Below are 12,436 nucleotides of genomic sequence, written 5' to 3'. Positions count from 1 at the left end.
TTAAAAATGGTCAGGGACAAACCATTATGGTGAAAAAAGAAGATGGCAGCAGCACTTATTATGTGTATAATGAATACGACCAGCTTGCCTTTGTGTTGCCTCCATTAGCCGGTATAAGGGGAGATATTGTGGCCAATACGACCAAACATGATGAACTCTGCTATCAATACCGTTACGACGGAAGAGGAAGGCTGGTAGAAAAGAAACTTCCGGGAAAAGGCTGGGAGTATATGGTCTATGATAAACAGGACAGACTGGTAGGTACTCAGGATGCGAATTTAAAAGCAAAAGGTCAATGGCTATACACCAAATACGATCAGTTCGGAAGGGTAGCCTACACAGGTATTAATACGGGAGGGACAAGAGCTCAGGAACAGACTCAAGCCAATACATTTGGTTCCAATAGTGTAGACAGAGGAAATGTGGTGTTTTTTAACAGACAGGGAATGGATGTGTATTATGGTAGTTCTGATCTTACGTATCCAAAATCTCCAACCTGGGTCACTCTGTTATCTTTGAATTATTATGATTCTTATCCGGGATATAGTTTCACCCCTTCTTTTCCATCCACGATTCAGGGAGTGCCAACGTTAACTGGAACGCCTTCTTCAGACGGACGAAGCACCAACGGACTTCCTCTTGTCAGCCTGGTGAAGAATATTGAAGATGATAACTGGACGAAGAACTTTACCTATTACGATCAGAAAGGAAGAGCCATAGGAGGTTATTCCATCAATCATTTAGGCGGATATACCAAAACAGAAAGTCTGCTGAAATTCTCAGGAAAACCTGAGTATACTCTTACTTCTCACAAAAGGACTCAAAACGATGCTGAAATCAACATCAAAGAATCTTTTGAATATGACCATCAGGAAAGAGTGGTAAGACACTGGCACCAGGTGAACGGAGCAAATAAGGAACTTCTTGCAGAGAATGTATACAACGAATTGGGACAACTCCAGACCAAAAATGTAGGAAACACCACCGGCAGCCCGCTGCAAAGTGTAAACTACCAATACAACATACGGGGCTGGATGACCAAAATCAATGAGCCGGGTAACCTGCTTAATAAGCTTTTTGCCTATGAGCTGAGATACAACAACCCGAATTCCCAATACAGCGGAACAGCCAGATATAACGGAAACATCTCCCAGACCGCATGGATCACCCAAAGCGATGCGGTGTTAAGGAATTATTCTTACCAGTATGACGCGCTGAACCGATTAACAGAAGGCCGCCTGTGGGATGCCATGAACCTGGACAGAGGAGAATACACGGAAAATCTGACCTACGATCTCAATGGGAATATAGGCACCCTGAAACGAAAAGGAAGACAATTCCCGGGATACACGGCTCCTGAAAATATGGATGATCTGGCCTATGTTTACTCAGGAAACCGATTAACCAAAGTGGATGACCTGTCTCTAAACCCTTCAGGATATCCTATCGGAGGGAAAGCCTTTGGGTATGATGACAACGGAAATATGACTGTGCAGGAAGATAAGGGCCTTAGCATCGCTTATAACTACCTGAACCTGCCTCAAAATATTGTTTCCCCACAAAGTAATACCTCATATCTTTACAGTGCTGATGGAACGAAGGTGAAAAAGACAGCAGGAAGCAAGGTCGTAGATTACCTGACCGGTTTTCAATATGAAAACAGTACATTACAATTCTTCCCGACTTCAGAAGGCTACTTTGATGTTGTGAAAAATAAGTATATTTACAACTATACAGATCATCTGGGAAATGTACGTTTAAGTTACATGAACAGCGGATCAGGAGTAGAGATCATTGAGGAAAGCAATTATTATCCGTTTGGGTTGAAGCATGAAGGGTATAATACTTCGGTTGGAAATGCTGCGTATCAGTACAAGTACAACGGGAAGGAGCTTCAGGAGACCGGAATGTATGATTATGGAGCGAGGTTCTACATGCCGGATTTAGGTAGATGGGGTGTTGTGGATCCACTAGCAGAGCAGTATCGTAGACACTCTACTTATAATTATGCGATGAATAATTCAATTAGATTTATTGATCCAGATGGAAGACAGGGAACAGATTGGGTGCATAATAGACAGACTAATCAGGTTTACTGGAATAATGATGCAAGAAGCCAAGTAACGGCTGGAGCTAATGAAACCTATTTGGGCAAAAGCGGGACTTATTCAGCAGCTGACGGTTCTTATGTAAACTTAAATCCGAATGCGTCATTTACAAATACTTCTTTTAATATAACGAATATAGGGATCGGTACAAATCTTGACCCATTAATTCAGGGCGGAGATAAGGCGCCAGCGATGAGTGCGATGGCTTTTCGAAATAACGATGGTTCATATATAAGAGCTACTCCTGATAATCCATTTGCGAATCCTTCCTCTCAATTAGCTTATAACGGATTAATAGGTATGCAAATGGCTGCATCTGGAATTGCTGTGGAAGCTGCATTAGGCGCAGTAGGAATTACGGGTGGATTATCTTTACCTACAACAGGTTCAGTTGCAGGAGATGGATTAGGGGGTGTAGGAGTCCAAACAAGTTTTAAGTCTATTCCTTATGGAAATCCTATTTTGCATTCTAGGATAGCTGGTCAAACGGATATGTTTCACGCATTTGATAATGCATTAATTCCTAAAATTATGGAGGAAGGAACATGGACTCAAAGAGTTGTAGATGGTTCTTCTTTTTATGAATTATCAGGAACTATGAAATCATCAAGAAGTTTATATCAAGGTAACTATGAAATAGGCGTTAGCCCTGAAAATGTAATTTTTCACAAAGCATTTAGACCACTTAGTAAAACAAAATTATAATTTTTTATTTATGGAAATTTCAAGTATAGATAATAATTCTCACATTTTATTTCATCCATTTAAGAAAGAATATGAAGACAATATTAATCCTCTATTTTTGACTACAAAAGTAGAGGTAAGGATTGCAAATTTAGTGACTGTTGAAAAGCTAAGTATAGAAAAAATAGATATAGATTATATTCAAAAAGGATTAAATAATTTATTCAACAAAAATATACCTCGTTTTGCTTATGAGGATTTGGATAAACGTTTTTCTTTAGACTTTGAAACAGGAAATAATGACGAAATATGTATTAATGGAGAAATTCGTGACATAGAATATTTGTATAATTTATCTTTTGAATTTTATACTAAAAACGAAAATATAAAAGATTTTTTAAGTTCCTTTCCCGAAATTCTGTAATTAGTTATCAGTAACATAATCACCCCGCTGCCGCGCGAATCCTTTCGCGCGGCATTTTATTAATAATTACTTTTTGTAGACTAGCTCATTTTTATATCTTTATCTAAAACATATGGTGATGAGTAGAAATTATAAATTCCATAATCCGGAAGAACTATATTTTGTAAGCTTTGCTGTAGTAGGTTGGCTTGATGTATTTATTAATGAATATAAATAGCTTTTGTTGGAAAGTATAAGATTTTGCCAAAAAACAAAAGGTTTAGAAATTCATGCCTGATGCATCATGTCCGGTTATGTACATTTGGTTTTTGGAAGTATAAACAAACAGAAACCAGAGTTATTGATTGGAGATTTGAAAAGGCTTACAAATAATTCAATTGTAAAGGCTATCAAAGAAAATCCTAAGGAAAGCAGAAAAGAAATCTTATTGGATTACTTTTAAAAGAAGGTGCAAAAAGCTCAAATGTTAACAAGTATCAATTTTGGCGACATGATAATAAACCTATTGAATTATGGAGTAATAAAGTTATCAGTCAGAAAATTAACTATATCCATCAAAAACCCGGTTGAAGCAGGTTTAGTTTTTCGTGCAGAAGCTTATAAATATAGCAGTGCGGTTGATTATTCTGGTGAAAAAGGACTTTTGGACAATACTATAGTTTTTAGAATGTTTGATTTATAGTTTTCTTGGCCACAAGAAAGGATTCGTGCGGTAGCGGGGATTATATGATAGAAGGCGGTTTAAACAGTAGAAATTGGTCTAAGATTAAGAATTCCATACCAGGAGCAAAATCTACGATAGATAATACTCCAAGAAATATCGATATTTTTACTGGCTCTGTAAATAAATCCAAGCCACATATAACAATTAACCCTCGATAAAATCATGAAAATTGAACAAGAAATAATGCTTAATAAATATGGGCAGGGAATTATTACTCATGAACCTTTAGTAAGCTTATTTATAGAAATGAACACCGCTGAACAAAATAGTTTTATGAATGACTTTTTGTTTTTAATAATGCAATCTAAGCCATTGAATGAAGATATAGAAAAAGCTATTGGAGGAAGCGGATTAAAACCGACTTTTACACCATGTACCCTACTTAAAAAAGGAGTTGATAATAATAATCTTAAAAAAATTATCCAATTACCAGAAAATGAAAAATTTAAAAGCTTCAGATTACTTCTTGAACTTTATAAAATTGCCTACCAAAGACGATTTGAAGCAGAAAAAAATCATCCAAATAAATGGTGGTATTGGGATTTAACCAATCCAGGTATTGAGAATAAAATTTATAGTTTGTATAGTTAATTTAATATGAACTAAACATCAAAAAGCTACTCGTTTGAGTAGCCTTGTTGTTTATAAAATGTCTTGCAATTTAGTTTGTTTAAGGAATGCATCAAGGAGAGCGAAGACATGCTGTCTATTGTTCTCTTTTAGTTTTTGGATGTCAAGAATTTTGGAGACGATATTTTTATCCAGTAGAATATCCGTAGATCCGGGGGAAACACTTTTTTTAATGACTGATTCTGAGTCACAAGAGTCATTGTTTTATAGATTACCAGTAAATAATTTTGAAAGAACCGATGGAAAGGGAAACAGTTGTGGAAATACATATCAGACTTATATATGGACTGAAAGCAAGTCTGAAATTCAACAAAAAGTAGTTAACCCAACCTCAAAGAACGTTTTTAAACAAGCTATAACACCGCCATTTATATTAACAATATCTAGATTTTAAATCGAAAAACTTAAATTTAATAAATATGAAAAAAAGTATAAGTTTAATTTTATTACCTTTTTTATTTTCTTGCCAAAATATTAGTAATGAAGATATATATGGAAAATATTCACCCATATCATACAAGAATACATGTGACACTTTAACGATTAACAGGGATGGGGTTTATAACAGAGTAATTTACAATATAAAAGGAAAGAAATTGTTGAATTACAATTCGAAATATAAATTAAAAGGTAACACAATAGAGTTTAATGATTTTTATTTAAATTTTGATAAAGATTTAATTGCCTTTCCAGAAGATGTGAGGGATACTGATATGACCTATACTACTTTTTTTGAGAAAAAAGATAAAAATATTGTACTTTGCTTTGGCTACCATGATGGGGAGAATTGTTATAAAAAGATTATAGAATAAAAAAACGCTGAGCAAAGTCGCCCGAAAGTTTAGCACTGACGCCCGCTGCCGCACAAATCCTTTCGTGTGGCATTTAGTAATAATTACTTTTTGTAGGCTAGCTGAGTATAAGAACTTTTGTTGGAAAGTATAAGATTTTGCTAAAAAACAAAAGATTTATAATTTGATGCTTGGTGCATGATATCCAGCAATGTGCATTTGGTTTTTAGAAGTATAATAAAACAAACCCTGCAATTTTATTATTTTGTCAGTATTTCCATCAGTAAGAGAATGGAAACCAGTTTTTTCGACGATTTATAATCCGGGCTCAGCTTTTCACGGATTTCGCCCAATGCTTTGCTCAGTTTATTACTGACCGTTTTATTGCTTATTCCTAATGCTTCTGCTGTTTCATTTACCGACATATTCTTTCGTATTCGCATATCATATACTTGTTGTTCAGTTACGGGAAGTTGGCTGACCACTTCATCAATCATAGACAACAGATCTGATATTTCATTTTCCTCAAGAATTTCGAAATATTCCGAATCCGTAAGTTCTGATTCGTTGGGGATATCAAATTCGTCAATACTCAGGGTAGGAGGTGCTTTTTTGTAGTTGTTATAATAATCAAGTATACGGTAGTGAAGGTGGCGCAATAGATAGCCTCTGGCACTTTCAGAATCATCGGTTTGGATGCTATCCGTATTTTCAAGGATTTTTATCCAAAGATCCTGAAGAACTTCTTCTGCAATCTCCTTATCCTTTGTACGGACAAAAACAAAACGGTACAGACTATCCCAGTATCTTTCATACAGCAGCATAAATGCAGGGCGGTCTCCTGATTTTATTTTCTTTAATAATATGGAATCTGTCGGGCTCATAATCTGACCACAAAATTACCTAAAGGAAAATTAACTTTTTATGAACTTTGGGTGTATTAAGATTAAATATTTCTGAAAAACACTCCTTAAAAAGGAGCCCAATGTTGAGCAAATGTGAAAAACTGGAAAAATTATTAACAATTTGGGTGTAATATGAATAAAACGTTAATAATGCCTTAGGGAAGTTTTTCATTTTCACTGTCTTATAGATAGAAGTATCTGTGAATACCATGAAAGACTCTATGAAACGTTTAACCTATAAAAATATTGAATCCTTTGTTTTCAGACTTTGGGAAAGAGAAGTGACAGAAGATACCATCTCTGAAAAAGAAAGTGAACTTTTAAAACAATGGAAGTATCATACCGACCGGGATCTGGATCTCATTCATATGAAAGAATCAAAGGAAAGGGTACTCTCCGGATTAGAAAATTATTTTCCGCCAACAGCTATCATTCCTGTCAGCAGGTTTAAAAGATCTCTCTATAAAACCGCCGCAGTCATTATTCTGCTTTTGTCATTGGGAGGCATTTTTACCTATACAATGTTCATAAAACCTGATGTTTACATTGCAGGAGCCGGAAACCGTACTGTTTATCTTGAAGACGGATCTGTGGTTACGTTATTACCGGGAGCAGAACTTAAGATAGAAAAATCATTTCCTGCCTCTACCAGAGTAGTAGATTTGAAAGGAGATGCCGTATTTTCCGTAGCAAAATCAAAAATACATCCATTCATCGTCAATGCAGATGGTTTCAGTACCAAAGTATTGGGAACGATATTTAAGATTTCACAGTCCGGGAAGAAAAAAGCTGTAGATCTTTATGAAGGTAAGGTGGCGGTCTCTTCTGCAGGAACCCCGGTTTCTTACCTGAAGCCCAATCAGAAATGGACCAATTTCGGAATTGCCCATACCACAGCCATTATTTCAATGGTGCCGGATAAAAATTCAGGCAAAAAAGCTTTTGAGCTCTTGTCTTTAAGTTTTAATGATGTCCCATTAAAAGAAGTGATTACCATTCTGGAAGGAAACTACACTACAAAAATCCATTATCCCAAAGAAATGGAAGATAAGAAAATTACAGCCGATTTTACAGGAGGAACCTTCGGACAAAATATTGAATCACTGGCTTTCATACTGGGATTGGAGGTTCAGGCAAAAGATAATATCTATACTCTGAAAAAATAACAACAACCATCGAAAAAAATATAGTCAGATAATTTTAAATCAAAAAGAGAACACTTACGTATGAAAAGTTTGAAATGTGGGTTTACCATAGCAGCGTTATTTTTTACTGTCGCAGCAGAAGCACAGGAGTTGGTTCAGAAAGTTTCATTTTCTGTTCCAGCCAGCAAACCGTTAATTGAAGTATTGGAAGAATTTGCAGGAAAAAACGGGATGAGACTGGCGTATTCAAAGGTAGATATAAAAGAATTGAAGGTAAAAGGAGTAAAATGTGAAAATACATCTATCAACAGCTGCCTGAAAGATATTACCAGCGGGCTTCCTGTCGTATTTCGGTTACACGGAGACCTTATTTCAATAAAATATGAAGGTTCTAATGTTTCTATATCGGGAAACGGGCGTATTGCCGGAAAAATCGTTGATGAAGTGGGGAATCCCATCGCAGGAGCTGAAGTAGGTATTGCAAACAAGACCGTACAGACGGATAATAACGGAGATTTTACGGTAGACCTTCCATCGGGAATCTATACCCTTACGGTAAAGGCTCAAAAATACAATACGCTCAGGGTTGAAAAATTATCCGTTGTCAATAAAGAAACCAATACCGTATCATTTGCTTTAAATGCTGCCTCAGACAAAATTACAGACATTAAAGAAGTGGTGGTGACGGCAACACGTAAAGCAGATACACAGGCCGGACTACTTACCCAGCAGAAAAAAGCAGCTCAGATGAGCGACGGGATTTCCGCCGAACAGATCTCCAAAACACCGGATAGTGATGTGGGAGGAACCTTAAAAAGAGTCACAGGAATCACAACCATAGACAATAAATATGTAGTTGTACGTTCAATGGGAGAACGATGGAATACAGCAGCCATGGACGGGATTAATCTTCCCAGCACAGAAGCTTATAATCAGAACTTCTCATTTGATATCATTCCCACTGCCATGGTAGAAAGTGTCGTGGTAAGCAAATCAGCTACTCCGGATATGAATGCCAATTTTGCAGGAGGTTATGTGGAAGTGAAAACCAAAGATATTCCCAATGAGAACTTCACCACAGTAACATTTGGAACTTCGTATAATGACCAGGCAACCTTTAAAGAAGCTCTCACCCGTAAAAGAGGCAAATATGATTATTTCGGGTACGACGACGGAACAAGAGATTTTCCGAAAGGTCTGGAAGCCATCGCTATAAACAATCCTAAGATTTTCGATCAGTCTAAACAGTTTGTGAATGACAATTTTACAACATATAAGACCAGGGGAGACATGGGATCTAATATCCAGGTAGCTTTAGGACGTACCTATGCTCTCAAAAACAACAGCAAATGGGGTTTTGCAGGGGCCTTCATCATTAAAAATGAACAGAATAAACTCGATATTGATCATACGGGAAGAGGAAACTGGCTGGACACCAACAGCCCCAGAGATCCTGAAGGGAATATTACTTTTTATAATTTTAAAAACCAGGGAGCATCATACAATTACAATTCTACCGTAGCAGGAATGCTTAATTTCGGTTTACAGATTAATAAGAACAGAATTTCATTCCGTAATTCATACACCCATATTTATGATAATACACTGACAAGAATTACAGGCTGGAACGAATATACCGGCGGAAGCGGTATGGCCTCCAATGCTGAAGCTTCCTACAATTACTTTTACAATGGAATTATTCCCAATAACGATCCCTCACAGATTAAATCCTTAGATAAACCTTTTACCGGAAATACAGATTATCCTGTGTACCAGATGTTTTTGCAAAACAAATTGGAAGGAAATCATAAAATAGGAAATATGGAAATCAACTGGTTTGCAGCCAGAACCGGAGTTTCCTCCGATACCAAAGATTATACAATGCATCAGACTTTGTACAATTTTATAGGACACGAGATTTTAAACTATCATGAGGTCAACAACTCTTCCAGTGATTTTGCAAGAGGTTACATCGCCAGTAAGGAAACTGATTACAATTATGGGGCTTCCTTCAAGTGGAGTTTTGACCGGAATACATTTAAAAATGATATAAAAATAGGCTATGCAGGAGCTTCAAAGAATAATACCAATCAACAGCAGAAATTTTTACTGAGAGTAGATGAAAAAAGAAATGTACCCAACAGTAAGATTTTACAAATGTACGGTGCTCTTGGTGATTGGTTTGACGGTTCTCATTATGCACCCGGAGGAATTGTGTGGGAAACCAGACCGTTGTATAATAATGATAAATATGAAGGAGAAGTAGAGCAGCATGCCATGTATGTGATGTTTGATAACCGTTGGAGGAACAAATTCCGCTTAGTCTGGGGGTTGAGAGCAGAATATTTCCAATATGATCTCATTTCTCAACAGATCGATTCCGGCGATGCAAGAAATGTCAATAAACCGGTGATCGACGACAAGCCGTGGCAATGGATGCCTTCTGCCAATTTTACGTACAGCCCTACCAATAAGATGAATGTGAGACTGGCGTACAACAAAACCGTTATCCGGCCACAGTTCAATGAAAGAACAGGTTTGCCCTATTTTGATCCCATAGCCAATGGCCAGATTTATAATACCTCAATGGTATCTTCTGTAGTCAATAACTACGATTTTAAGTTTGAGTGGTTTCCCGGATTGGGAGAAATATTCTCTGCAGGAATCTATTATAAAAATATTGATAACCCTATTGAGCGTGAGGGATTCATTTCCGGTGAAGGAAACCTCTATCTCTATAATGGAAATTCAAAGAATGCCAAATTGAAGGGCCTTGAAGTGGAGGTCAGAAAAAACCTGGGTTTTATTGCTCAGAATCCAATTCTGTCTCACCTTTTTGTAAGCGGGAATTTTACCTATAACAGCACCAAAGTAATCGCTTTCAAAGACAAAGAAAAAACAGGCCCTGAGGATGCTACTTACGAAGTATCGAGACCGTTGTACGGGCAGACTCCCTATGCTTATAATTTAGGATTAATGTATGATGGAGAAAGACTTGGGTTGAGTTTTCTCTATAATGCAAAAGGTGACCAGTATATCACCGTTGGGTATTCATATAACGGAGAAGAAATACAGCGTCCTTATGCAGTGGCAGATGCACAGATCTCTTATAAATTCCTTAGAAACCGGAATCTTGAAGTGAAACTGAATGTGAAAAACCTTTTTAACAGGGTTAAAGAGTATTACAACAATTTCAATTCTTATGTAGCCAAAAAGAATGGCGGGGGCAGTGATGTTCTGACAGACAGAGAATCGATGGAACTGGCGCCCGGGGCTACAGATAAGTATGATAAGAATATTGATAAAATCTTATTCCGTGCTTACAGTGGAAGAATATTCGGATTAAATGTAATTTATACATTTTAATCTTTGATACAATAACAGATAAGAGCTCTTGACAGACCTCCACAGGTTTCGGAATCCTGAATATGAGCCGGATACATACTGATGAAGCGCACATCAGTACCGGATCAGCAAACAACCGGCCACTACTGTCTTTCCCGGACAATGGTGGATGCACAGGGAACGCAGGCAGATCAGCTCCTCATGAAATGCCTGGCGTACATAAAAACCAAATCGCAGGAATATAGAGGCAGGTATTTCTGAATATTAAAAACTTCCGGTATTACAAAACAACAACCGGATGCAACAAAAATTATAACAATGAAAAGATTAACTCTAATTGCAGCTGCTGCATTATCCCTTACTGCTTGTCAACATGATAACCTTGCAGATTCTTCTACACCGTTCGAAATGAAGCCTACTTCAGCTGAATACCTTACAGCTTCTTCACTTCCTGTTACTAAAGTGAGTGGTCCTATTACTTCCAACACAACGTGGAGCGGAGTGATCGAGATTGATGGTACTGTAGCTGTGAAAAACGGAGCAACACTTACCATCCAGCCGGGAACCTTCATCAAAGCTAAGCCAAACGCTGCCGGAGAAGGTTCAGGAATTCTTGTGATTACTAAAACAGGTAAGATCAATGCTACAGGTACAGAGTCTCAGCCAATTGTTTTTACAAGTTATAGACTTTTAGATGGAGATGAAGATACTACAGCAAGTCCGGGAGATTTCGGAGGTGTAATTCTTCTTGGTGATGCTCCTACCAACGTACCTGCTACGACAACTATTGAAGGTCTTACAGGAAGTGATTATTATTTCGGAGGTTCAAATCCTTCTCATAATGCAGGAATTTTGAAATATGTACGTATCGAATTCGCAGGATATGATTTCGTAGGGGCAAACTCCGGTAATGAAGTAAACGCTTTATCTTTAGGAGGTGTTGGAAACGGAACCACTTTAGATCATATCCAGGTATCTTACGGTCAGGATGATTCTTTCGAATTCTTCGGAGGTACCGTAAATGCTACCAACTTAATCTCTTTCGCTGCTGAAGATGATAACTTTGACTTCGATAACGGATATACAGGAACGATTACTTGTGCTCTTTCTTTAGCTGATTACAATTCAGCACACACAGTAAGCGGTGGAAGCCCTGATTCTAATGGTATCGAGCTTGATAACAATGCTACAGGTACATCTACTGCCTTGATTACAAACCCTGTGATCAACAATCTTACCATCGTAGGACCAAAATTTGGTGCAGCAGGACAAGGTGCCGCTTATGAAAACGGGATCCACATCAGAAGATACGGTAAATTAACGTTAAATGACGTTGTTGTGACAGGATATCCTACAGGAATCAGAGTAGAAGGTACAGGATCTGAGCTTTCTGCAGCTTCTAACTTAGGCTCAATCAAAGTTCATGGCTTTACAACTTCTGTAATGGGAGCAGGTACAGCAGGAATTCCTGTTGCTAATCTTCTTACGGGAACTACCGCTGCATCTTGGGGCATGAGCCAGCCATTCTTTAACGAAGGAAGCTGGAATGTATCGCCAAGAAACTGTGGAAACTTCCAGGGGATCTGGACAAAATACAATTTTGCCATTGTAGAGTAAAAAAAATTAAGCAGGGAACAGCATATGCTGATTCCTTGCTTTTCTATTTAAAAATCTAATGTA

At 37.4% G+C, this 12,436-nt stretch carries 10 protein-coding genes; 9 read left to right on the top strand and 1 reads right to left on the bottom strand.

Translation table 11 applies throughout. From position 1 onward, the window contains the following. From M030_RS24735 to M030_RS0121930, 5 genes are all read left to right on the top strand, one after another. Nucleotides 1–2,813 (top strand): RHS repeat domain-containing protein (locus tag M030_RS24735; protein ID WP_081806366.1); only part of this gene is annotated, 2,813 nt, incomplete at its 5' end. 10 nt (nt 2,814–2,823) lie between these two features. Further along, nucleotides 2,824–3,216 (top strand): hypothetical protein, encoded by a 393-nt coding sequence (locus M030_RS0121960; protein WP_027375376.1) that lies wholly within the window; start codon nt 2,824–2,826, stop codon nt 3,214–3,216. Nucleotides 3,217–3,679: 463 nt separating this feature from the next. Further along, nucleotides 3,680–3,898, top strand: coding sequence for a hypothetical protein (locus tag M030_RS26030; RefSeq protein ID WP_027375375.1), 219 nt, complete (start codon nt 3,680–3,682; stop codon nt 3,896–3,898). A gap of 204 nt (nt 3,899–4,102) precedes the next feature. Beyond that, a complete protein-coding gene (locus tag M030_RS0121940) occupies nt 4,103–4,531 on the top strand; it encodes a DUF5958 family protein (RefSeq protein WP_027375374.1) in 429 nt (142 codons plus the stop codon). Nucleotides 4,532–4,989: 458 nt separating this feature from the next. Then, entirely contained in the window at nt 4,990–5,382 is a 393-nt protein-coding gene (locus tag M030_RS0121930) for a hypothetical protein (RefSeq protein ID WP_027375372.1), read from the top strand. Nucleotides 5,383–5,621: 239 nt separating this feature from the next. Here M030_RS0121930 and M030_RS0121925 read toward each other — a convergent pair whose 3' ends face one another. Beyond that, a complete protein-coding gene (locus M030_RS0121925) occupies nt 5,622–6,245 on the bottom strand; it encodes an RNA polymerase sigma factor (RefSeq protein WP_027375371.1) in 624 nt (207 codons plus the stop codon). 242 nt (nt 6,246–6,487) lie between these two features. Here M030_RS0121925 and M030_RS0121915 point away from each other — a divergent pair, with 242 nt between their 5' ends. The 4 genes from M030_RS0121915 (at nt 6,488) to M030_RS0121900 (ending at nt 12,373) form a co-directional block, all read left to right on the top strand. Further along, on the top strand, nt 6,488–7,432 hold the full coding sequence (locus M030_RS0121915) for a FecR family protein (RefSeq protein WP_227533114.1): 945 nt from the start codon (nt 6,488–6,490) through the stop codon (nt 7,430–7,432). A 60-nt stretch (nt 7,433–7,492) separates the two neighbouring features. After that, nucleotides 7,493–10,777 (top strand): TonB-dependent receptor, encoded by a 3,285-nt coding sequence (locus tag M030_RS0121910; protein WP_027375368.1) that lies wholly within the window; start codon nt 7,493–7,495, stop codon nt 10,775–10,777. An 81-nt stretch (nt 10,778–10,858) separates the two neighbouring features. After that, nucleotides 10,859–11,017: a hypothetical protein gene (locus M030_RS25675; protein WP_155860296.1), complete on the top strand. Its 159-nt coding sequence runs from the start codon at nt 10,859–10,861 to the stop codon at nt 11,015–11,017. Nucleotides 11,018–11,074: 57 nt separating this feature from the next. Next, nucleotides 11,075–12,373, top strand: a complete 1,299-nt coding sequence (locus M030_RS0121900) for a hypothetical protein (protein ID WP_027375367.1) — start codon at nt 11,075–11,077, stop codon at nt 12,371–12,373. Nucleotides 12,374–12,436 lie beyond the last annotated feature (63 nt).

The sequence above is a fragment of the Chryseobacterium sp. UNC8MFCol genome (assembly GCF_000482305.1).
Classification (GTDB): domain Bacteria; phylum Bacteroidota; class Bacteroidia; order Flavobacteriales; family Weeksellaceae; genus Chryseobacterium; species Chryseobacterium indologenes.
Note: the sequence above shows the minus strand (reverse complement) of the source record. Positions and strands in the feature narration are given on the sequence as shown.

Bases quoted from the DNA above. Each gene is read 5' to 3' on its own strand.
- M030_RS0121930 (WP_027375372.1), top strand. From the start codon at position 4,990: ATGAAAAAAAGTATAAGTTTAATTTTATTACCTTTTTTATTTTCTTGC.
- M030_RS0121910 (WP_027375368.1), top strand. From the start codon at position 7,493: ATGAAAAGTTTGAAATGTGGGTTTACCATAGCAGCGTTATTTTTTACT.
- M030_RS0121900 (WP_027375367.1), top strand. From the start codon at position 11,075: ATGAAAAGATTAACTCTAATTGCAGCTGCTGCATTATCCCTTACTGCT.
- M030_RS0121925 (WP_027375371.1), bottom strand. From the start codon at position 6,245: ATGAGCCCGACAGATTCCATATTATTAAAGAAAATAAAATCAGGAGAC.
- M030_RS0121940 (WP_027375374.1), top strand. From the start codon at position 4,103: ATGAAAATTGAACAAGAAATAATGCTTAATAAATATGGGCAGGGAATT.
- M030_RS25675 (WP_155860296.1), top strand. From the start codon at position 10,859: ATGAAGCGCACATCAGTACCGGATCAGCAAACAACCGGCCACTACTGT.
- M030_RS26030 (WP_027375375.1), top strand. From the start codon at position 3,680: ATGTTAACAAGTATCAATTTTGGCGACATGATAATAAACCTATTGAAT.
- M030_RS0121915 (WP_227533114.1), top strand. From the start codon at position 6,488: ATGAAACGTTTAACCTATAAAAATATTGAATCCTTTGTTTTCAGACTT.
- M030_RS0121960 (WP_027375376.1), top strand. From the start codon at position 2,824: ATGGAAATTTCAAGTATAGATAATAATTCTCACATTTTATTTCATCCA.